Source organism: Anabaena sp. CCY 9613 (genome assembly GCF_963920895.1).
Taxonomy (GTDB): domain Bacteria; phylum Cyanobacteriota; class Cyanobacteriia; order Cyanobacteriales; family Nostocaceae; genus Cyanocohniella.
In genome coordinates this window covers 109,709-130,441 of the sequence record NZ_CAWUDE010000003.1, presented here as the reverse complement: position 1 = coordinate 130,441, position 20,733 = coordinate 109,709, and the positions used below count along the sequence as shown (strand labels likewise).

At 43.1% G+C, this 20,733-nt stretch carries 20 protein-coding genes; 7 read left to right on the top strand and 13 right to left on the bottom strand.

Going from position 1 to position 20,733, the window contains the following annotated elements:
• Positions 1-118 precede the first annotated feature (118 nt).
• From atpB to ACM0OT_RS04275, 3 genes are all read right to left on the bottom strand, one after another.
• On the bottom strand, positions 119-871 hold the full coding sequence (gene atpB / locus ACM0OT_RS04285; RefSeq protein ID WP_414544050.1) for a F0F1 ATP synthase subunit A: 753 nt from the start codon (positions 869-871) through the stop codon (positions 119-121).
• 117 nt (positions 872-988) lie between these two features.
• The gene (locus ACM0OT_RS04280) at positions 989-1,429 is read right to left on the bottom strand and encodes an ATP synthase subunit I (RefSeq protein ID WP_414563047.1); all 441 of its coding nucleotides are present in this window, start codon (positions 1,427-1,429) and stop codon (positions 989-991) included.
• Positions 1,430-1,718: 289 nt separating this feature from the next.
• Entirely contained in the window at positions 1,719-2,900 is a 1,182-nt protein-coding gene (locus ACM0OT_RS04275; protein WP_414563045.1) for a class I SAM-dependent methyltransferase, read from the bottom strand.
• On the opposite strand from ACM0OT_RS04275, the gene ACM0OT_RS04270 reads away from it, so the two are divergent.
• Together ACM0OT_RS04270 and ACM0OT_RS04265 are read left to right on the top strand one after the other, a co-directional pair.
• Positions 2,899-3,126 (top strand): hypothetical protein, encoded by a 228-nt coding sequence (locus ACM0OT_RS04270; RefSeq protein ID WP_414563043.1) that lies wholly within the window; start codon positions 2,899-2,901, stop codon positions 3,124-3,126. The genes ACM0OT_RS04275 and ACM0OT_RS04270 overlap by 2 nt on opposite strands.
• Positions 3,096-3,266 carry a hypothetical protein gene (locus ACM0OT_RS04265; RefSeq protein ID WP_414563041.1) on the top strand — a complete coding sequence of 57 codons (171 nt, stop codon included), beginning with the start codon at positions 3,096-3,098 and terminating at the stop codon, positions 3,264-3,266. Before ACM0OT_RS04270 ends, ACM0OT_RS04265 begins: the two co-directional genes overlap by 31 nt.
• Before the next feature lie 171 nt (positions 3,267-3,437).
• On the opposite strand, the gene ACM0OT_RS04260 is transcribed toward ACM0OT_RS04265, so the two are convergent.
• Positions 3,438-4,208 carry a Uma2 family endonuclease gene (locus tag ACM0OT_RS04260; protein WP_414563039.1) on the bottom strand — a complete coding sequence of 257 codons (771 nt, stop codon included), beginning with the start codon at positions 4,206-4,208 and terminating at the stop codon, positions 3,438-3,440.
• Between the two features lie 744 nt (positions 4,209-4,952).
• Here ACM0OT_RS04260 and ACM0OT_RS04255 point away from each other — a divergent pair.
• The 4 genes from ACM0OT_RS04255 (at position 4,953) to ACM0OT_RS04240 (ending at position 10,232) form a co-directional block, all read left to right on the top strand.
• Positions 4,953-8,363: a phycobilisome rod-core linker polypeptide gene (locus tag ACM0OT_RS04255; protein ID WP_414563037.1), complete on the top strand. Its 3,411-nt coding sequence runs from the start codon at positions 4,953-4,955 to the stop codon at positions 8,361-8,363.
• A gap of 394 nt (positions 8,364-8,757) precedes the next feature.
• Positions 8,758-9,243 carry an allophycocyanin subunit alpha gene (gene apcA / locus ACM0OT_RS04250; protein ID WP_414544059.1) on the top strand — a complete coding sequence of 162 codons (486 nt, stop codon included), beginning with the start codon at positions 8,758-8,760 and terminating at the stop codon, positions 9,241-9,243.
• A gap of 69 nt (positions 9,244-9,312) precedes the next feature.
• On the top strand, positions 9,313-9,798 hold the full coding sequence (gene apcB, locus ACM0OT_RS04245) for an allophycocyanin subunit beta (protein WP_414544060.1): 486 nt from the start codon (positions 9,313-9,315) through the stop codon (positions 9,796-9,798).
• 227 nt (positions 9,799-10,025) lie between these two features.
• Positions 10,026-10,232 carry a phycobilisome linker polypeptide gene (locus ACM0OT_RS04240; RefSeq protein ID WP_414544061.1) on the top strand — a complete coding sequence of 69 codons (207 nt, stop codon included), beginning with the start codon at positions 10,026-10,028 and terminating at the stop codon, positions 10,230-10,232.
• 120 nt (positions 10,233-10,352) lie between these two features.
• On the opposite strand, the gene ACM0OT_RS04235 is transcribed toward ACM0OT_RS04240, so the two are convergent.
• Positions 10,353-10,490 (bottom strand): hypothetical protein, encoded by a 138-nt coding sequence (locus ACM0OT_RS04235; RefSeq protein ID WP_414563034.1) that lies wholly within the window; start codon positions 10,488-10,490, stop codon positions 10,353-10,355.
• Between the two features lie 277 nt (positions 10,491-10,767).
• Here ACM0OT_RS04235 and ACM0OT_RS04230 point away from each other — a divergent pair, with 277 nt between their 5' ends.
• Positions 10,768-11,223, top strand: coding sequence for a DUF29 domain-containing protein (locus tag ACM0OT_RS04230; RefSeq protein WP_414563032.1), 456 nt, complete (start codon positions 10,768-10,770; stop codon positions 11,221-11,223).
• 371 nt (positions 11,224-11,594) lie between these two features.
• Here the strand turns inward: ACM0OT_RS04230 and secA are convergent, their stop codons facing one another.
• The 8 genes from secA to surE form a co-directional block, all read right to left on the bottom strand.
• On the bottom strand, positions 11,595-14,387 hold the full coding sequence (gene secA, locus ACM0OT_RS04225; protein ID WP_414563030.1) for a preprotein translocase subunit SecA: 2,793 nt from the start codon (positions 14,385-14,387) through the stop codon (positions 11,595-11,597).
• Positions 14,388-14,675: 288 nt separating this feature from the next.
• Positions 14,676-15,221, bottom strand: coding sequence for a cytochrome C (locus ACM0OT_RS04220; protein ID WP_414563028.1), 546 nt, complete (start codon positions 15,219-15,221; stop codon positions 14,676-14,678).
• Between the two features lie 68 nt (positions 15,222-15,289).
• On the bottom strand, positions 15,290-15,652 hold the full coding sequence (locus tag ACM0OT_RS04215; RefSeq protein WP_414563026.1) for a type II toxin-antitoxin system RelE/ParE family toxin: 363 nt from the start codon (positions 15,650-15,652) through the stop codon (positions 15,290-15,292).
• On the bottom strand, positions 15,642-15,899 hold the full coding sequence (locus ACM0OT_RS04210) for a hypothetical protein (RefSeq protein ID WP_414563024.1): 258 nt from the start codon (positions 15,897-15,899) through the stop codon (positions 15,642-15,644). The genes ACM0OT_RS04215 and ACM0OT_RS04210 overlap by 11 nt, the downstream gene beginning before the upstream one ends.
• Positions 15,900-15,959: 60 nt before the next feature.
• A complete protein-coding gene (locus ACM0OT_RS04205; RefSeq protein ID WP_414563022.1) occupies positions 15,960-16,868 on the bottom strand; it encodes an AAA family ATPase in 909 nt (302 codons plus the stop codon).
• A gap of 109 nt (positions 16,869-16,977) precedes the next feature.
• On the bottom strand, positions 16,978-18,045 hold the full coding sequence (locus ACM0OT_RS04200; protein ID WP_414563020.1) for a bifunctional riboflavin kinase/FAD synthetase: 1,068 nt from the start codon (positions 18,043-18,045) through the stop codon (positions 16,978-16,980).
• Between the two features lie 294 nt (positions 18,046-18,339).
• On the bottom strand, positions 18,340-19,236 hold the full coding sequence (locus ACM0OT_RS04195) for an MBL fold metallo-hydrolase (protein ID WP_414563018.1): 897 nt from the start codon (positions 19,234-19,236) through the stop codon (positions 18,340-18,342).
• Between the two features lie 378 nt (positions 19,237-19,614).
• On the bottom strand, positions 19,615-20,412 hold the full coding sequence (surE, locus tag ACM0OT_RS04190; RefSeq protein WP_414563016.1) for a 5'/3'-nucleotidase SurE: 798 nt from the start codon (positions 20,410-20,412) through the stop codon (positions 19,615-19,617).
• Between the last annotated feature and the right edge of the window lie 321 nt (positions 20,413-20,733).

Sequence of the window (20,733 nt, the reverse complement as noted above, 5' to 3'; positions counted from 1 at the left end):
ATTCTTTCCTTACTTTACTGAGTTGAATGGGTCTAGAAGTTGTTGTGTGTCAGTTGCCATTTGACCTTAATCATTGTTAAAAAACTAATGACTCATGACCAATGACTGTTGAGGGTATTTAATGCCCCTCATGCTCCTCGCCATGATGATCTTCCATCGCTTCACCGATGTAAGCAGCGGCTAAGGTGGCAAAAATTAGTGCTTGGATGGCGCTGGTAAATAGTCCCAAAGCCATTACTGGCAAAGGTACAAACAAGGGCACTAGTAATACCAGTACACCTACTACAAGTTCATCAGCCAAGATGTTGCCGAATAAACGGAAGCTTAGGGAAAGAGGCTTGGTGAAGTCTTCAATAATCTTGAATGGCAACATGAACGACACTGGCTGGACGTAGTTACCAAAGTACCCTAAACCTTTTTTGCTGAATCCCGCATAAAAATATGCTAGTGATGTCAGTAACGCTAAGGCAACAGTTGTATTGATGTCACTTGTAGGTGCTGTTAGTTCACCTTCTGGTAAATGAATCAGCTTGAAAGGAACCAGCGCCCCTGACCAATTTGACACAAAAATGAACAAAAACAAAGTGCCAACAAAAGGCACCCAAGGGCGATATTCTTTCTCGCCAATTTGGTTTTTGGCCAAATCCCGAATGAACTCCAGGGCATACTCCATCAGGTTCTGTATACCGCTGGGAATTCTTTTGATGTTACTGCTGGCGGCCACGGAAACTAGCACTAGTACACCAATAACAAACCAGGAGGTGAGAAACACCTGACCATGCAGCTTTAAGTTGCCTATTTGCCAGTACAGATGTTTACCCACTTCCAATTCGGCAAGTGGAAGAGAGTAGAAGTTCAGAAAATTCAGCATTTTCTTTCCATATCAATCGTTTCTCCAATATTACCTGGAGAAGAGGAGCAAATTTGCTGTGTGGATATTCCTCACGCAAAGCTTTTGTCAGCCTTTTTGGGGTTGTCGGAGCTTTAGCTAGTCAGAGATAAAAGCCATCCTCACTACGTAGATGATGAGTGTGGCTTTGTAGGTAAGAAATCCCAAAAATATGGGCAATATTTGTAGTTGATTCCACCGCGATGCTAGCAAAATCAGCGCTACTAATAAGGCTAACCGAGTTTTGCTCAGGGCCTGTTTTTCTCTACCTAAACGCTCAACATCTTTTGCCAACATCCTCAAGTAAAGCACACCTGCACACGCCCCTAATAGATAATTCAGGGCAATGTTTAGAGAATAAGCAATCCATACAGAGATAAAAACAATCCCTGTCAAGGCAAGTGTGATTACCAGCAACTCCTGATAGAGTTGATAAAACTCTTGCATGGAAGAGCTTACTGGTTCTGTGTCCTCAAAACCAGATTGAGTGTCTTGTTGTGTTGTGGGAGTGGGATCAGTCGAATTTTCTGACAAGCTCACGAGACTTGAAACCAGTACAGCTAACTTATGATGACTGCACATTCAGTCAGCTGAATCATATCATGATCAGGTAACAATACTTTAGAAAAAAACAATTAACTTCTTGTCATATTCAGCCTAACGGTAGAAGCCTGACGCTGTAATGGAAAAATGGAAATCAGAGGGCGATGGTGTCAGAGAAAGAGGGGGATAAATATCTAAAATTCCCGGTTGTACAATTCCAAATTTCTTCAAATTTCGCCGTTTTCTAGTCAATAGCGATTGTATAATCAGCGTCTTGGTGCCTTGTTTAACCTGGTGTCAATATAATCAGCTGTTGTTTAAGCAGTGTCTTGACTTGATCCAAGCTGATCTGCACTGTTGTTAAAATTTCTGCCACAGGGGAATTACCATCACACTTTTGTAAAAACTCCAACTCTGTATCTGATAAATTGATTATTTGGTATTCGTAATTAAAGATACATTGATTAGGAAAGCCTTCAATACAAGGATTAAGTTCAGGAATTGCCTGCAATAAGAGTTTATCTTTTGACCAGTCAACCTTGATCTGCGGCAGACGACCGAGGAAAAATTCATAATGAGTAACTTCTGGATCTAGTAATTCTATCAGGCGGTAACGTTGGCGATCGCTTAATCCTTGTGCCCGTTCAATTAAATCTGGTGCTTTTGCTAAAAGTCTTTCTAACTGCCAAAACCCAGGATTAGAAAACCCGATAAACTCCAGTTCAGAAGCGTCAATTAATGCAAACAGTGTTTCAATGTTGTAGTCAATTTCCTGGGGATGAACGTACATGTCGGCAAAACATTCATCCTTATGATTTTCTAATGACCAAAGTTCTTTTTCTCGCTTGACAATACGATTCTTTTCTGGTAAGGAAGAAAATATTTTGCGTCCGACTTGCACACCATCGCGGTAATCGCCCTTGTTGTCACCTTGGAGGAGAGCGATCGCCTTTTGCATGAGTTGAATTTCCCAGCGTCCAAGTTCACCATACACAAAAATGTGCATTAGTCCACCAGGAGCTAATTTTTTTGCTAAAGCTTGAATGCCACGGATGGGGTCAGGTAAGTGATGTAACACACCCACGCAGTTAATTAAATCAAAGTCCCCTGGCAATTGTTCCACATCATACAAGCTGAGATGGTGAAACTCAACTCGGTTAGCCCCAGAACGCTGACAACGCTCTTTTGCTACTGCCAAAGCCCCAGCGCTGAGGTCAATTCCTACAACACTAGCTTGGGGGTTGAGGTGGACTAAGTATTCTGTACCTACTCCTGTGCCACAACCAGCGTCTAGAATGCGGATGTCTTGTTTTTTAGGTTTTAAGCCTGTGCAGAAGTTATGGGCGGCTAACCAATTCCAGCGCCAGTTATAACCAGGGGGTGGTGCATCTAACAGTGGTTCTGGAGGAAAAGGGTAGGTGTTGTAGAGATTGGCAACAGCAGCACTAACAGTTTGAGAATCTGACATGATGAGCAAGCAAGATTATGGCAATTCTGAGTTTATCGAATGGTGGGTACTTGAGCGACAAGTTATAGAATTTTTAACGCAAGAGACACAGTATATTTTTTTGATTGTGAGGGTGGAAGATTTAAAAAGATTAATTGCTTCAGTTCTTTTCTTTGCCCCCTCGACTCGTTTTTGGCTGGTATTGGTGCTGCACTTATGGGACTTTCTATTTGGCAAACAACAGTAATTATTGCCGGGATGAGTGGATTATTGATTTATTTGGGTTTACAAGTGGGAATTTTTCTTGCAAGTAATCAGTTACTCAATCGCTTATCTTATTTACCTGGTTTGTTGTTGATTATGTTGGGACTTTCTAAATTTGTTTAGTTGTAAATAGAAATTAATATTTAAGGTATGCCGACAGATGGCGTTGCTGATTAAAGGGATAATTTTAATCTCACGCAAAGTCGCCAAGGCGCAGAGAGGAGAAGCAAAAGAAAGTGTATGAATAAAGTCAAACAAATTGCTTCTTCTCAAAACCTATTGAATAGGAGAGGATTATTCGCTATCCGGTAAATTGATTCCTTGTTCACGTAACAATTGCCGCAACTTAGCAACTTCTAACTCAGCAGCGTCAGCGCGTTGCTTTTCTTGTTCCGCTCGTTGTTTTTCTTGTTCTTCAGGTGTAGGCAACCAATTATTATCCCGATCAAACCAACGTAGCCATAATCTTTTTAACCCTTGATATTCTCCATCCCATAATCCTAAACCTAGTTCTGCTTCCTCTAACCACACACCTAACCCATTTACAGAGAGAGGTTGATAGCGGTTCATCATTAAACCAAAACATTGCAACTCATTGGTATAACGACTAAAAACAAAATAATAAGGGATTCTCAAAATCTGCTCATACACTGACCATTTATTAGGCGGTTGATTTACTTCTCTTAAACTTCTTCCTAAATCTTCTGCTTCTGTACCTGGTGATATTAATTCCACCACCACAAAAGGATTGATTCCTTCTTGCCAAGTCACATAACTTAACCGCAGTTCTGTTTGATTATAAAAACGTGATGCTCCCAACACTGCAAACCAATCGGGGCGCTTATACCATTGGGGATGATGAGGGTCATAGTATAAGTTTAAATCACTCGCTGTAAAAACTTGATTCTCGGTATAACTATGGGGGCGAAAAGTGATGCGGAGTAATTCAGGTTGTATAAGGTGAAATTCATCTGGCAAACCTGGTTCCTCCGGATTTTCGCTTGGTAAATCATACATCGTTGGCAGTGTTTCTGTAGGAGGTAAGGGCGGATCTACTTGATACATTGTGGCTCAACTCCCGTATTCTGCTAATAATATTCATTCGTCTTCATATTTGTTCAGAAGCTGTAACTATAAATATAGTTATATCTTGAGGATTATAATTACTTAACCACTTAATAATAGATGGCTCACCTCTTTGTAAAAGTGATAATTCATCTGTATCTAATATTCTTAAATTATTCACATTTAAACTTACCTTACTTGAACTGTGCCATCTGGTTGATTTTCAATTAGTACATCATAAGTTAACTTTGGTGTTATTTTGCGAGAGGAGGTTTTATCAGCTAAATTCATAATTTGTATTCTTGAACTTCTGATATTGATTTTAACTTCATTCGTAGTGAGAACATAAAGGCTTTGAGATTGCTAGAGCCTCCGGGCTTATCGCCGACCCAACTCTAGTAGGGCAACACGACTATATTAAGAAAATATTAAATATTTATATATCTGCAATAATATATGCATTGCCTGTCAACCAGAGAGAGTTGAAATGGGAAAATTTTCATAATCACAGCCCACTAGAGATATATACTCATCCGGAGTAACAGAATTTAGATTACAGGTTCTACATAGTTCTTAATAAATCACCAGGGAAAACGCAAAACGTTTTAATCTAAAGCTAACTGGGTTAATTTACTGGCAGTTTTGCAGGCGGCACTCTAAGGGCATGATCACACTGATGTGTCAAGCCTCAAAACAACCCAGACTTAACACATAAATAATTATGATGGGAGTTTTACAAATCAGATGAGTGTTAAGGCAAGTGGTGGAAGCTCGGTTGCGCGTCCGCAACTATATCAAACGCTAACTGTGTCTACAATTTCCCAAGCGGAACAACAAGACCGCTTTTTGGGAACTGGCGAACTCAGCGAACTGGCAAGCTATTTTGCCTCTGGTGCAAAACGTCTGGAAATTGCTCAAACGCTGACGGAAAATTCGGAAATTATCGTCTCGCGCGCGGCTAACCGGATTTTTGTCGGTGGTTCGCCAATGGCTTTCTTAGAAAAGCCTCAAGTAGAAGAATTGGCTATGGCTACGGCTGGTGCTACTTCTGCTGGAGGTGTGACAGAAGGAATGAAACTAGGAACCGTAACCTACGTTGAAAGTCGTGGTGGGTTTCTAGAAAATCTTCGTTCCATCTTTAATACATCTCCTGGTGGCCCAACTCCGGCTGGTTTTAGACCAATCAACGTTGCTCGTTATGGCCCTAGCAATATGGCCAAGAGCTTACGGGATTTATCCTGGTTCTTGCGCTATGCGACTTACGCCATTGTCGCGGGTGACCCGAATATCATCGTGGTCAATACACGGGGTTTGCGGGAAATCATTGAAAATGCTTGCTCTGGTGAAGCGACATTGGTGGCTTTGCAAGAAATTAAATCAGCGTCACTTTCCTATTTCCGCAAGGATGCTGAGGCCACAGATATTGTGTCTCAGTACATGGATATTCTGCTGAATGAATTTAAAGCCCCCACGCCTTCTAACAAACTGCGTCAACGTCCCTCCGGTGACCAACAAGGACTACAGCTGCCACAAATTTACTTTGCAGCAGCAGAACGTCGTCCCAAGTTTGTTATGAAGACTGGTTTATCAGCCAGCGAAAAAACCGAAGTTGTCAAAGCAGCTTATCGGCAACTTTTTGAGCGCGATATTACCCGTGCTTATAGCTTGTCGATTTCTGACCTGGAATCTAAGGTAAAAAATGGCGATATCTCCATGAAGGAGTTTGTCCGCCGTCTCGCTAAATCTCCTCTTTACCAAAAACAGTTTTACCAGCCTTTTATTAACAGCCGAGTTATCGAATTAGCTTTCCGTCACATTTTGGGACGGGGGCCAAGTAGCCGGGAAGAAGTACAAAAATACTTTGCAATTATTTCTAACGGCGGTCTGTCAGCTTTAGTAGATGCTTTGGTGGATTCTGACGAATACAGCGACTACTTTGGCGAAGAGACAGTACCCTACATCCGGGGTCTGGGTCAAGAAGCCCAAGAATGTCGTAACTGGGGGCCGCAACAAGACCTGTTTAATTACAGTGCGCCTTTCCGCAAAGTACCTCAGTTTATTACCACCTTTGCTGCTTACGATCGCCCGCTACCAGACCAACATCCCTACGGTTCCGGTAATGACCCCTTGGAAATTCAGTTTGGGGCGATTTTCCCGAAAGAAACTCGCAATCCCAGCAGCAGCCCAGCACCATTTGGTAAGGATACCCGCCGCATCTTGATTCACCAAGGGCCTGGGATTAATAACCAATTGAGTAATCCCCAAGCCAGGGGTGAAGCTCCTGGTACTCTGGGACGCAAGGTGTTTAAACTAGACCAAATTCCTTCGACTCTCAGCAGAAAGGGTGGTCAAGGTGTCAGCGTCAAGTTCTCCGAAAGCTCTACCCAAGCAGTAATTAGAGCAGCTTACCTGCAAGTTTTTGGTCGTGATGTTTACGAAGGTCAACGACTGAAAGTAGCAGAAATCAAGCTGGAAAACGGCGATATCTCCATGAAGGAGTTTATCCGCATTTTGGCGAAGTCGGATCTATTCCGCAAGCTGTACTGGACATCACTGTATGTGTGTAAGTCCATCGAGTACATGCACCGCCGCTTGTTGGGTCGTCCGACTTACGGTCGCCAAGAAAACAACAAGTACTTTGATATCGCTGCCAAAAAAGGTTTCTATGCGGTGGTTGATGCCATCCTTGATACCGATGAGTACAGCCAAGCCTTTGGTGAAGATACAGTTCCTTACGAACGCTATTTGACCCCGGCTGGTGTCTCTTTGCGGCAATTACGCGTTGGTAGTATTCGTGAAGATGTTGGTGCGGCGAAGGTTGAAAAACAAGAAACACCACGCTTTGTTGAATTGGGTACAGTTACCGAAAATCGGACAGAACCCGATATTCAATACCGAATTAACCAAGGCGTTACCAAGAAGCGCGAACAAACCAAAGTCTTTAAGTTGGTAGCCAATACCAGCAATAAAGTTGCAATGCAAACTTTGATTAGCGCCGCCTATCGCCAAATTTTCGAGCGCGATGTTGCACCGTACATCATCAAGAACGAATTTACAACGTTAGAAAGTAAGCTCAGTAACGGCGAAATCAGCGTCAAGGAATTTATTGCAGGTTTGGGTTACTCCAATCTTTACCTGAAAGAATTCTACACACCTTATCCCAACACCAAAGTAATTGAATTGGGAACCAAGCACTTCTTAGGACGTGCGCCTTTAGACCAGGCAGAAATCCGCAAGTATAACCAAATTTTGGCTACTCAAGGGATTCGGGCGTTTATTAACGCTATGGTCGAAAGTGCCGAATATAGCCAATCATTTGGTGAAGATACGGTTCCTTATCGTCGCTTCCCAACTTTACCTGCGGCTAACTTCCCCAATACGCAAAAGCTTTACAACCAACTCACCAAGCAAAACAAAGATGTGGTTGTGCCTAGCTTTGAAACAGTGAAGCCCCGCATCGAGTCGGCGAAAACACCAATTTTAGCGAAGGCGATCGCAGATTTGGCAGCCCAAGCTAAGTCTATGGATAAGACCAAGCCGTTGTTCATTGAGTTGGGTCGTTCCTTCAATGATGGTCGTGGTCAATCGGTAGAAGTAGGTGTGGGTACAAACCGCCGTAAACCTGCACGTATTCACCGCATGACCATAGGTGGTAGCCAAGCTGAAAAGCAACAGGTAATCAACGCCGCTTACTGTCAAGTGTTGGATGTATTTAGTGGTCAGGTTCCTGAGGACTACCGCCGTTCTAACTTAGATAGCAAATTGCGGAATGGCGAAATTTCTGTCCGGGAGTTCGTGAGAGAACTAGCTAGTTCAGAAATCTACCGTAAGCGGTTCTATACGCCTTACCCCAACACCAAAGTGATTGAATTCCTATTCCGTCACATATTGGGACGCGCACCCGCTACACAAGGCGAAATCCGCCAGTATAACAAACTGTTAGCTGATAGCGGTTTAAGAGCCGCAGTAGAGGCAATGGTGGATAGTCCAGAGTATGCCCGCTTCTTTGGGGAAGACGTAGTACCATACCCACGCTACCCATCTTTACCAGCCGGTAACTACCTCGGTAGTGTCCAAGCAGCTGCTGACTTAGTGAAACAATCTTGGTCTAGTTTGTCACCTTCTGTACTGACAGGACGACCAAGCGATCGCTAGAAACGAGGAAGTAGGGAGTGGGGAGTGGGGAGTAGGGGTTTATCTTCCTCATCTCCCCTATCTCCTTCATTTCCCTCCTAACCCCTCTGCAACCTTTTGTAGTAACGCTTTCAGCCAGCAAGTGTGATTGCAAATCTGAAAAGTAATATTACAAAGTATTAAGAGCAGTCATAAATGCTCTACAGAATGCCGGAAAATATTTTGCGGAAGGTATGTTGCGCTCTCAAGATTGTTGAGTTGTATTTACTCAAGCAAACTTGTAATGTTACAGCTATAGCAGTTGCTTAACTGTTGTATCTGACACAACGAAAAAACAGCAACTCTACCAACCAAATTTTAAAGTCGCACCAGTTTAATCAAATTCTGGTTTCATTAGTACTGGAGGAATCCATTAATGAGTATCGTCACGAAGTCCATCGTGAATGCTGATGCAGAAGCCCGCTATCTTAGCCCTGGCGAACTGGATCGGATCAAAAGCTTTGTTTCTGGTGGCGAACGTCGCCTCCGCATCGCTCAAGTTTTGACCGACAACCGCGAGCGCATTGTTAAGCAAGCTGGCGATCAATTGTTCCAAAAGCGCCCTGACGTTGTTTCTCCTGGTGGAAACGCTTACGGACAAGAAATGACCGCTACCTGTCTGCGTGACCTAGACTACTACCTCCGCCTTGTCACCTACGGAATTGTTTCCGGTGATGTTACCCCCATCGAAGAAATCGGCGTTGTGGGTGTTCGCGAAATGTACAAGTCCCTCGGCACACCTATCGATGCTGTGGCTGGTGGCGTTACCGCGATGAAGAATGTTGCTGCTACCCTGTTGTCTGCTGAAGACTCTGGTGAAGCTGGCGCTTACTTCGACTACCTAGTCGGTGCGATGCAGTAAGCTGAAGCTATTTTTACTTCTGCTGAAACACAAGTATTGCAATAAGGTTGGAAATAAGGAAATAACAACATGCAAGACGCAATTACCTCCGTCATTAATGCTTCAGATGTTCAAGGCAAATACCTTGACACCGCTGCACTAGAAAAGCTCAAAGGCTACTTCGTAACTGGTGAACTGCGCGTTCGTGCAGCTACCACCATCAGTGCTAACGCAGCTGCCATCGTCAAAGAAGCTGTAGCTAAGTCTCTGCTATACTCTGACATCACTCGTCCCGGTGGTAATATGTACACCACCCGTCGTTATGCTGCTTGTATCCGTGACTTGGATTACTACCTACGCTATGCTACCTACGCTATGCTAGCTGGCGATCCTTCCATCTTGGATGAGCGCGTATTGAATGGCTTGAAAGAAACCTACAACTCCTTGGGAGTTCCCGTAGGTGCTACTGTACAAGCTATCCAAGCTATCAAAGAAGTAACCGCTAGCCTAGTAGGCCCCGATGCTGGTAAAGAAATGGGTGTTTACTTAGACTATATCTCCTCTGGCTTGAGCTAAAAGCTGGTTTGTACCTAAGAGATTAGGTGCAGCTTTATAAGGTCTGGAAATCAATTGTGAGTGCTAGAACGTTTTATTGCTTATATGTTGAATGAGTGTTAGCGGTCTAGTATTGATGCTTGATTTCCAGGCTTGGAGTGATTAATTTAAACATTTGCATAAAATACACACTCCCATTTTTGTTTGAAATAAAAAAGCTTTCACAATCACAGTAGGAGAAGAAGAATATGTCGCGATTGTTTAAAATTACTGCTTGTGTACCCAGTCAAACCCGGATTCGTACCCAAAGAGAGCTACAAAACACTTACTTTACTAAGTTAGTTCCTTACGAAAATTGGTTCCGCGAACAGCAACGCATTCAAAAAATGGGCGGAAAAATCGTTAAGGTAGAATTAGCAACTGGTAAGCAAGGTACTAATGCTGGTTTGCTGTAATTAATTGTTATTTAACAAACATCATTCTAGGGAGTTGCTAAGAGGTCAAAGTAGACCTCTTTTTTGTTGAATATAAAACTAATTTGTAATGTCGTATACATGAATGCAAGCGATCGCTCGTCATTTTACACCGGAATAAGAGCGATCGCCTGGGAATTTATTATAAAAACCTTCTTTGCGCCTTTGCGTCTCTGCGTGAGCTTTAAATAGCAATAATAATTTACCTTTATTGATTTTTTCTAGACAAGCGATCGCCATTATTATCTCTCAACTCCCACAGGTAATGTCTGACAACAAGCTGCAACTTCCTTGCAGGGGAGAGGTTTGGAAGCGGGGTTTTTTAGATCCGTCGAACTCACGTTGGTTTAACCGCAAATATTGAAGTATCAACAGACACGCAAAAAATCTAATCTGCTGATGAGCGATCGCGTAAAACGCACGCTGCGCGGTAAGCGTAGCTATGCCGTTAAACTTATCGCTCTTGAAAATCCCGATATAATGTAATCATCATCCTATCGAATTAGGAAAAATTTGTATGCTAACCTCTAATACAAATAAAGCATTATATGAACAAGATTTTTATTTATGGATACAAACCACTGTTAAATTCTTAAAAGAGAGAAATCTAGAACAATTAGATATTGATAATCTGCTTGAAGAAATCGACAGCATGGGTCGGAGTGAAAAGAAAGAATTAAAAACTCGATTAATAGTGTTAATTGAACATTTATTAAAACTGCAATTTTGGATTTTAGAAAAAGATGATAATGCTAGAGGTTGGCGCACAACTGTGGTTGAGCAACGAAGACAAATATTATATATTCTTGCCGATAGCCCTAGTTTGAAATCTATTCTCAATAATCTATTTATAGACTGTTATACAGATGGAAGAAAAGATACAATTAGAAAACATCAACTCTCCTCTGAACTATTTCCTGAACAGCCACCTTTTTCTCTAGAACAGGTTCTCAACGAAGATTTCATACCCTAAATTTTAGTATTATTGATGTTTATCAAGATGAGCGATAAGCCTAACGGCATAGCTACGCTTACCGCATGGCGTGTTTTTTTTAGGCGATCGCTTGTGAGTTGACGATTGACCCTCTTTAATCACTATCGCGCTTATAAAAATCTAAAACCTTAATTTTGCAAGGCTTTTATCAGTGTAGGCGTAGCGACTGTCTTAAAAGTCAAGCGATCGTCCTTTTATAAAATTGGTATTAGTTCGTACACACCTTGCTTTATCGGTGGTTAATTATTCTTAATACTAAAAACTCGATGAATGATTTAACTGATTCATCGAGTTCTAAGTTTTATTGATTTTAGTGTCGTGGCGGGAAGTAATGGTGTATGTAGTTAGACTTAAACCATCTCTGATGATGCTTGCACCACTGGCTGCGGCTGCGGCTGGAACATGAACAATGAGTAAACGACATCTCGGCGGATGTTGACCATCATATCCAAGAAGAGTTCGTAACCTTCACTCTTGTATTCAATTAACGGATCTTTTTGCCCATAACCACGTAATCCTACGGATTCGCGTAAAGCATCCATTTGTTGCAAGTGTTCCCGCCATAGGGTATCAATGCGTTGCAAGATAAAGAATCTTTCAGCTTGTCGCATTAGCCCTGGTTGAATTTGGTCAATCTGTGCTTCTTTGAGATCGTAGGCGATTCGTACTTGTTCGTGGAGGAACGCCTTAATCTCGCTCACAGACATGTCTTCTAATTGACTAGCTTGCATATCCGCAAGTAGATAGACAAATTCTTTGACTTTCTCTACCAACTTTTCTAATTCCCACTCTTCCGAGGGTAAGTCTGGGTTGATGTAGAAATCAACGATTTCATCCATCGTTTTTTCGGCGTACTTGATTACTTGTTCTTTCAAGTCTTGACCTTCTAATACCCGACGGCGTTCGGCGTAGATGGCGCGACGTTGGTTGTTCATTACCTCGTCGTATTCAAATACCTGTTTCCGAATGTCGTAGTAGTAGGTTTCCACTTTTTTCTGGGCGCCTTCCAAACTGCGGGTCAGCATCCCAGATTCAATGGGCATATCTTCCTCTACTTGGAAGGCATTCATTAACCCAGCGACGCGATCGCCTCCAAAAATCCGCAGTAAGTTATCTTCTAAACTGAGGAAAAATCTGGTGGAACCAGGGTCACCTTGTCGTCCCGCACGTCCGCGCAATTGGTTATCAATCCGCCGTGATTCGTGGCGTTCTGTACCAATTACGTGTAAACCACCAAGTTCAATTACTTCGTTGTGTTCTGTTTCGGTAAACTCTTCGTATTCTTGCTTCACCCGGTTGTAAGCTTCCCGCAATTTTTGAATTACAGGGTCATCTATGGGAGCTTTTTCTGCTGCCACAGCTATCTTATCTTCTGCATCCAGTTCCGGTAAACTACGTTCGCCATACTCTCTCACAGCCACTTCCACTGCCGCTTTCAATAGCTGTTCGCTTTCTTTGCTCAACTCAGTGGGGAAAATTTCTGGGGAAGCTTTCCAAGTTTTAACTTTTTTACCAGGGACAAAACCTTGTCCACCACCGTGTCCTGTGGGTAGACCAGCAGCTCTTTGTACACCAAAGACATCTTCATTGTCTGGAACCACCAAACGAGGCATGAAGTATTCCCGTAACTTCAGACGCGCCATGTATTCGGAGTTACCACCAAGGATGATATCTGTACCCCGACCAGCCATGTTTGTGGCAATGGTGACAGCACCTCTACGTCCTGCTTGGGCGACAATTTCTGCTTCCCGTTCCACGTTCTCTGGTCTGGCGTTTAGTAATTCGTGGGGAATCTCCATCTGCTTCAGCAGCTGACTGAGATATTCTGATTTTTCTACACTGGTGGTTCCAACTAATACTGGTCTGCCAAGTTGGTGCATTTCTGCACATTCCCCGGCGATCGCTCGCCATTTACCAGGCTCGGTTTTAAACACCATATCTGGCCAGTCTTGGCGTCTTCTGATTCTATTGGTGGGAATTACTGCAACTTCTAATTTGTAGATTTTTTCAAATTCTGGTTCTTCGGTCTTTGCCGTTCCCGTCATCCCGCCTAGCTTGGGATACAGCAAGAACAGGTTCTGATAAGTAATTGTTGCCAGGGTTTGCGTTTCCGGCTGAATATCTACATGTTCTTTAGCTTCAATTGCTTGGTGCAGTCCATCACTCCAGCGTCTTCCTGGTAGCACCCGCCCAGTAAATTCATCCACAATTACCACTTCCCCATTCCGGACGATGTAATTTACGTCCTTGAGAAATAGTTCCTTGGCTTTAATGGCATTGAACATGAAGTGCGCCCACGGATCTTCTGGGTCAAATAAATCTGTAACTCCCAAAAGATTTTCCGATTCCGCAAAGCCTTCATCAGTTAACAGCACATTCCGAGCTTTTTCATCTACCTCGTAATGCTCATCTTTTTGCAATGTGAAAGCAATTTCCGCAGCTCGGAGGTATTTTTCTGTAGGTCTTTCTACCTGCCCAGAAATAATTAGCGGTGTCCGCGCCTCATCCACTAAAATTGAGTCTACTTCGTCAATCACACAATAATTAAACGGGCGTTGCACCACATCAGCCATTGATGTCGCCATATTATCCCGCAGATAGTCAAAGCCTACCTCACTGTTGGTGACATAGGTGATATCGCACTCATAGTTTTTCTGGCGTTCACTGGGAATCATGCTCGACTGAATTAGCCCCACACTCAATCCCATAAACCGATGCACCTGTCCCATCCATTCTGCGTCCCGACGAGCCAGGTAATCGTTGACTGTAACTACGTGTACACCTTTACCAGTGAGGGCATTTAAATAACTCGGTAAAGTAGCAACCAGGGTTTTACCCTCCCCGGTTTTCATTTCCGCAATTTGTCCTGAATGCAGAATGACACCGCCCAACAGCTGAACATCAAAGTGCCGCAACCCCAAGACTCGCCGTCCTGCTTCTCTGACCACCGCAAAGGCTTCCGGCAAAATATCATCCAGGGTTTCGCCTTTAGCTAGCCGCTGTTTAAATTCTGCTGTTTTACCTTTTAACTCCTCGTCAGAAAGAGCTTGAATGTCTTCCTCTAAGAGGTTAACTTCAGTAATGTAAGGTTGGTATTTTTTAAGCTTACGAGCGTTGGGATCGCCCAACAAGAGTTTTAGCATGGCAGATTATGGAACTAAATCAAGGGGATGGGGATTAAAGTTTTGATATTGATTATAAGAAGAATTTAACCTAACCCAGTCATTTATGTGAGGGATGGGTTCTCAAGCGAGAATTAACTCAAAAACGACAACAATCTAATCCAATCATTTAGACAACTGATTGGTGGTATCTCATAGTTTAATTTTGCAACTCTTTTAATAGTATCATTTTGCCTCCAACTGAGGGGACTGGGGAGTGGGGATTAGGGGACAAGGGGACAAGGGAAAAAAATCCTTCATCTCCCGCATCTACTTCATTTCCCACTCTGGAGTCAGGCTGCGAAAATTGAAATCTCTGGCGCTGGGGTGACAAGTTATACAACTGCTCATCTCCACGGGGCGCGGTAACTTGACATGGGGATGCAAGGCTTGGAAGTAACGAGAGTTGTTGACGCGATAGGGGGTGGCTTCGTCTTTTAGCTGTGTACGAGAAAAAGTGGAGAGATACCGCCACACTAGCATCCGGGGTGGATCAACTAAAGGTGTGAGTTGCACTCCGTAGTGCTGTGAGTCTTGTAACAGATTCCTCCAGGTTTGGGTAGGTAATACTTCTGGTGGCAAAGCAATGTGACAAGTAGCACAGTTATCTAGATATAGTTGTTTCCCTAACTCAAATTGTGCAGGGACTACATCAACTGTACCAATGTCTGATGTAGTAGTGGCACTATGGGCGCTAGTTGCTAAGGAAAGCAGCCAGCCCATAGCCAGACTCCAAGCTAAAATCACCACAATTAAGCCTAAGGGACGGCGTTTGAGTTGGCGATCGCCAGATTTACGCTTCACAAAATTTGACATCCTCACATTCCCAAATACTTAGATGTGGTACTTGTAACCAATCATATAGCTCACGGAGACTTACTATATTATTCTTCACTATAAAAATTAGTCACAATATCTCGAATTTCATTAGCACCAATATCTTCTCGGTCAGACTTGGAATAAATCGTTAGCAGCAAAATACTTGTAGGTGACTCAACTTGATAAATTAAGCGGTATCCCGCACTCTTACCTTTTTGGATATTACTGTTGCGAACTCTCATCTTATAAACAACATATTCCTCACCAATGCCAGCAATCCTATCTCCTACCACTTCTCCTTGTTGTAATTGCTCGATGATGGGTTGAATATCAAAACGAATGTTGCGAAATCTTTTTGAAAGTTCAAGTAAGTTTTGTTTATATTCAGGAGTTAAATCGATAAAGACTATTGGTTGTTCATTCGGCATCGATTCCCTCCCACATCTGGGATAGCGGTATGCGTTGCCCTGCTTTTGCTTGTTGTAATGCCCTTTTCAAGCTAGCTTTAATTTCTTCTATAGGTGTATCATCAGTGTCAATTGCTTCGACTTCTGCTTGTTCTGGAACCAAAACAATTACCCGCACCTGATGAGGATAAGTTGTTCCTTGAATTGGCTCATCTAGAATCAGATTGCCATCAGCATCAATCTTCCCGGTGACTTCGATCGCTTTCATCTGTTCTCTACCTGTTTTGTAGGAGATTCTAACACGCTGAAATCTGAGCAAAACAAGAATTTAAGGAATAGGAACCGACCTCAATAATCTCTCAACTACATTTCTCGCACTGCGTCCTCCCCTGGGAATGAGGCGATGACAGAGAACGTGAGGGACAAGAAATTTCACGTCGTCAGGAATGGCATAATCACGTCCTGAAAGAAAAGCTAAGGCTTGGGTAGCTTTTTGTAATGCCATAGTTCCCCGTGGACTGACACCCAAAATGATTTCTTCATCCTGGCGGGTGGCTCTGACCAACTCTAGGATGTACTCTTGCAAAGACGTTTCTACTCTTACTTGCGAGCAAATATCACGCAATTGAGCTATTTCTGCCAAGGTAATACAAGGCTGTAAATCAGCAACATTGGCACCTTTTTGGAGGTTTTGCAGCATCTCTAGTTCTTCTTTTGCCCCAGGATAGCCTAAACTCAAGGACAACATAAACCTATCCATTTGGGCTTCTGGTAAGGGAAAAGTGCCTTGATATTCTATGGGGTTCTGGGTAGCAATGACAAAGAAAGGCTGGGGAACTAGACGAGAGACACCATCAACCGTTACTTGATGTTCTTCCATCACTTCTAGCAAAGCTGACTGGGTGCGGGGTGTGGCGCGGTTAATTTCGTCGGCTAGCAGCACATTTGTAAATACTGGCCCAGACAAAAAGGTAAATTCGCCGCTTTTGGGGTTCCAAATATTAGTGCCAGTTATATCAGTGGGTAGTAAATCGGGGGTACATTGTAGCCGTTGGAACTTGCCATCTAGTGAACGAGCTAAAGATTTAGCCAGAAGAGTCTTGCCAACTCCAGGAACATCTTCTAGTAGAGCATGACCACCACCTAATAGGGCAACTAGTACTAAGCGGATTGCTTCGTTTTTCCCGACGATGGTACGAGCAAGATTTTTTGTTAGAGCGTCAATTTTTTCTCTCATGCACTACAGAATCAGGAATTGGTAATTGGGCAAGAAATTGGAATGGAGAATCACCTATGCTTTATTCTCCATTCCCTGATATTCAGTGTTCCCATTCAGTCATGAGAATTCAGCATTTAGCACTCAAAACTTCTCTAGCCACGGTACAGTCAAGTTGAATTTGTGTTTTCAGGGCTTCTAGAGAAGGAAATTTCTGTTCTGGGCGCAAAAATTCCACTAGTTGTACAGCCAGTGTTTTGTCATATAAATCATCAGACCAGTCAAATAGATGTACTTCCACAGATAAATTACTACCGTTTACTGTGGGGCGCTTACCTATATTCATCACACCCCATATCTGAGTTGGCGTAGTAGCATCTGGTGTTTTACTCACAATGGTAACGCGGACAGCATAAACACCTTGACGGGGGATAAACTTGTCTTGGGGTAATTGCAGGTTAGCTGTGGGAAAACCTATTGTTCTGCCCATTTGTTGACCTTGAATGACAACACCAGTGAGGGTGTAAGAGCGTCCCAGAAGTATGTTGGCGTTTTTGATGTCGCCACTTTCCAAATAATGGCGGATCAATGAAGTGCTGATGGGAGCTTCTTGAGTTGGAGTGTTGTCTGTATAAGTTTGTAAGGAAACAATGGTGACGGGGATATCATGTCTAGCGGCTAGCAATTGCAAGTCTTTTGCAGTACCACGGCGCTGTTTGCCAAAACAAAAATCTTGCCCCACACTAATTCGCCGACATTGTAGTTGTTGCACCAAAATCTTGTCTACAAATTCTGCGGGAGACAAAGCCGATAAGTCTTTATCAAAGGGTAACAGTACAAGTTGTTCTACCCCAAGCGATCGCAATTGTTGGACTTTTTCATCCAGTGGTGTGAGCAAAGCCCGAGGTTGACCAGTGAAAAACTCCAGTGGATGAGGATCAAAGGTGACAACTGTCGAGTATGTCCGTTCTTGTGTTTGAGTTGTGTTTCTGGGGTTTTGGGGTGAGTATTCCTGTAGATTCTCCCCATCTGCTTGTGTTTCTTCACCTTTTGCTAGCGGCAAAATTGGTTGAATAACTCGGTGATGACCAAGATGCACACCATCAAATTTGCCAAGGGCAACAGCAGTCGGCCTCAGCATTCCTTCGGTCGAAGAAGCAACCCACACAGAACATCCATTTTTAGACAAATTTAGCACGTGGATTCTGGGATTTTAGGTTTATTTAGCCATCAGGCATCAGCTACCTTACGGTCAACAGTCTGGAGTACAAGAGATTTCTTGCCGAAATAGTCTCTATTGTACTTGGAAGGTGGCGGGGGGTTTAATCCTCGTGCCAATCTCCAGCCAAGGGTCTATGAGCGTCTTTAATTGGCTAAAAAACCACATCCCTTGCCCTCCAGTGATCGCGGCATACCGTAAGGTACGCTCTCGCGCTAACAGCTCTTGATCACCAATCTAATCTAAAATCTCCCATCGCTTTGATTGCCAACTTCATAGAGAAAACTTGCTGACAGGAAAACTTTCTGATAAGGAAACTGATGTGGGAACAGGGAGAATCATTCCTTCTCGTGCCATGATGGCGCCGGGAAATTCCGCACATGCTTGTTCTCCTACATGATCCAAAAAATCATCGTTGTGGGCAGGATCATGATGGTAAATCACCAAGGTTTTGACATTAGCGGCTTTGGCTATTTTCACAGCTTCTTGCCAAGTTGAATGTCCCCAACCGATTTTCGGCGATTTTGGTGAATGGTATTCTTCATCGGTATAGGTGGAATCGTAAATTAAAATATCTGCATTCCGGGATAACCACAGCACATTTTCATCTAACCTGTCAGGAAAGTGTTCAGTATCAGTGATGTAAACAGCTGCACCACCACTCCAATTAACTCGGTATCCCACAGCTTCACCGGGATGGTTGAGGGCTGCTGTTTCTATGGTAATGTCGTTGATATGTATTTCTTGCCCTGGTTTAACGTCGTAAAAATTCAAATTTGCCTGCATAATCTGCAAAGGGACAGGAAAATTTGGGTGCAGCATCTGGTCATTGAGACGTTGTTCTATGGTTGAACCATCAGGAGCGATCGCACCATAAATATGAAATTTATTACCCTGGACAAACCCTGGGACAAAAAAGGGAAATCCTTGCATGTGATCCCAGTGGGAGTGGGTAAAAAATATATGAGCTTCGAGCGGCATATGGCGCAATAAAGATTGCCCCAAAACATGCAGTCCTGTACCACCATCAAAAATTAAGCGTCTACCGCCAACTTGCATCTCAACGCAAGGGGTATTACCGCCATAACGAACTGTGTGTGTACCTGGACTGGGGATGCTCCCACGAACGCCCCAAAATTGCACGGTAAATTGGTTCTCTATCCTGGACATGGGTGTTGCTTGCTGGATTGAGCGGGCGATCAAAAACACAAATGTTACTTGTTTTGTTTAGTCTATGCTGCCTTGATACACGTATGCTAAGGGTTATTACTGAGAAAAACAGCATTCCTCCTTTCAGGTTGTTTATATCAGCGTAGGCTGTATATTACAAGGCATTTGTCTAAATTTTTTCAGTGTAGTTTGAGATTAATATCGAGATAGCTCCTACTTTATAGCCTAAATTTCGCTGTGATGCATTTAACTATGATTTACGGTTTATTTTTAGTAAATAGTCCAACATCAGAAAGTGGGGGAGAAATTTTTTAGTTGCCCAATTTTCCAATATTCAGCCCATTTATTTTGATAGATTAACGAAATTACACAAATGGTTCAGGGAAAAGGAAAATCCCACTGGGCTAAGTTATCTAGTCCAGTTCCATAGGTAAGGTTGTACTGCAATGGCGTGATACTAATGTAGTTTTTGCGGGTAACATGCACGTCAATAGGTACGTTTTGGGGCAAGTTTAAACCTGCTGGGGGTTCCACATCTTCTAATACTTCACCTGTTAACCAATAGTAAATTTTGCCACGAGGATCGACTCGCTTGTCAAAAACATCTACGTAACGCCGGACTCCTTGACGAGTAAGAGTTACCCCAGCAATTTCTTCCCACTTCACAGCCGGAATATTAACATTCAGCAACATTAAATCTGGTAAGGGTTTTACCGCCAGTTGATCTACCAGAATTTTGGCAAAATGAGCAGCAGGTTGAAAGTCTTTGGAGGTGTGGCTAGTAAGACTAAACGCTATGCTGGGAATACCTTCAATTAATCCTTCCATAGCCGCAGAAACAGTGCCAGAATAAAGAATTTCCGTGCCTAAATTTGCACCTTGATTAATGCCAGATAGTACTAAATCAGGGGGAGAGTCGAGTAAAGCCCAAAGTGCTAACTTCACACAATCAGAGGGAGTACCATCGCAAGCCCAAGCATTTACAGCTGGATGAAATACAGATTCAATCACTTCCGCACGAATCGGTTGGTGCATGGTTAGTCCATGTCCAGTTGCCGATCGCTCCCGATCTGGGCAAACTACAGTTACATCATGGCCGGCTTCTGCCAAGTAATTGGCGAGGGTACGAATACCCAAAGCCGCAATTCCGTCATCATTGCTAATGAGTAATTTCATGGTCATTGTAGAGGGGACAAGGGGACAAGGGGACAAGGGAGGATAATGTAATATTTCCCTATAAAAATAAATGGTGGGTTTTGGTTGGGGTATCACTATTACTTCCTGTTTTCTGTTCCCTTTTGAATAGTCATTAGTTATTTGTGATTTTTTATCAGTCATTTGTCAATATCAGATGTCACAAGCATGAGGCAAAAAAACACTCTCATATCACCCAATCGCCTCTAAACTGGTAAACAGAGACTGGGTTTTGACCTTGGCCTCTGATTCAGGTTATTGGTAATCAGTCCAAAGCTTTACCTAATAACCAATGACTCATGA

Bases quoted from the DNA above. Each gene is read 5' to 3' on its own strand.
- atpB (WP_414544050.1), bottom strand. From the start codon at position 871: ATGCTGAATTTTCTGAACTTCTACTCTCTTCCACTTGCCGAATTGGAA.
- ACM0OT_RS04270 (WP_414563043.1), top strand. From the start codon at position 2,899: ATGATGAGCAAGCAAGATTATGGCAATTCTGAGTTTATCGAATGGTGG.
- ACM0OT_RS04275 (WP_414563045.1), bottom strand. From the start codon at position 2,900: ATGTCAGATTCTCAAACTGTTAGTGCTGCTGTTGCCAATCTCTACAAC.
- ACM0OT_RS04265 (WP_414563041.1), top strand. From the start codon at position 3,096: ATGGGACTTTCTATTTGGCAAACAACAGTAATTATTGCCGGGATGAGT.
- ACM0OT_RS04260 (WP_414563039.1), bottom strand. From the start codon at position 4,208: ATGTATCAAGTAGATCCGCCCTTACCTCCTACAGAAACACTGCCAACG.
- ACM0OT_RS04255 (WP_414563037.1), top strand. From the start codon at position 4,953: ATGAGTGTTAAGGCAAGTGGTGGAAGCTCGGTTGCGCGTCCGCAACTA.
- apcA (WP_414544059.1), top strand. From the start codon at position 8,758: ATGAGTATCGTCACGAAGTCCATCGTGAATGCTGATGCAGAAGCCCGC.
- apcB (WP_414544060.1), top strand. From the start codon at position 9,313: ATGCAAGACGCAATTACCTCCGTCATTAATGCTTCAGATGTTCAAGGC.
- ACM0OT_RS04240 (WP_414544061.1), top strand. From the start codon at position 10,026: ATGTCGCGATTGTTTAAAATTACTGCTTGTGTACCCAGTCAAACCCGG.
- ACM0OT_RS04235 (WP_414563034.1), bottom strand. From the start codon at position 10,490: ATGGCGATCGCTTGTCTAGAAAAAATCAATAAAGGTAAATTATTATTG.
- ACM0OT_RS04230 (WP_414563032.1), top strand. From the start codon at position 10,768: ATGCTAACCTCTAATACAAATAAAGCATTATATGAACAAGATTTTTAT.
- secA (WP_414563030.1), bottom strand. From the start codon at position 14,387: ATGCTAAAACTCTTGTTGGGCGATCCCAACGCTCGTAAGCTTAAAAAA.
- ACM0OT_RS04220 (WP_414563028.1), bottom strand. From the start codon at position 15,221: ATGTCAAATTTTGTGAAGCGTAAATCTGGCGATCGCCAACTCAAACGC.
- ACM0OT_RS04215 (WP_414563026.1), bottom strand. From the start codon at position 15,652: ATGCCGAATGAACAACCAATAGTCTTTATCGATTTAACTCCTGAATAT.
- ACM0OT_RS04210 (WP_414563024.1), bottom strand. From the start codon at position 15,899: ATGAAAGCGATCGAAGTCACCGGGAAGATTGATGCTGATGGCAATCTG.
- ACM0OT_RS04205 (WP_414563022.1), bottom strand. From the start codon at position 16,868: ATGAGAGAAAAAATTGACGCTCTAACAAAAAATCTTGCTCGTACCATC.
- ACM0OT_RS04195 (WP_414563018.1), bottom strand. From the start codon at position 19,236: ATGTCCAGGATAGAGAACCAATTTACCGTGCAATTTTGGGGCGTTCGT.
- surE (WP_414563016.1), bottom strand. From the start codon at position 20,412: ATGAAATTACTCATTAGCAATGATGACGGAATTGCGGCTTTGGGTATT.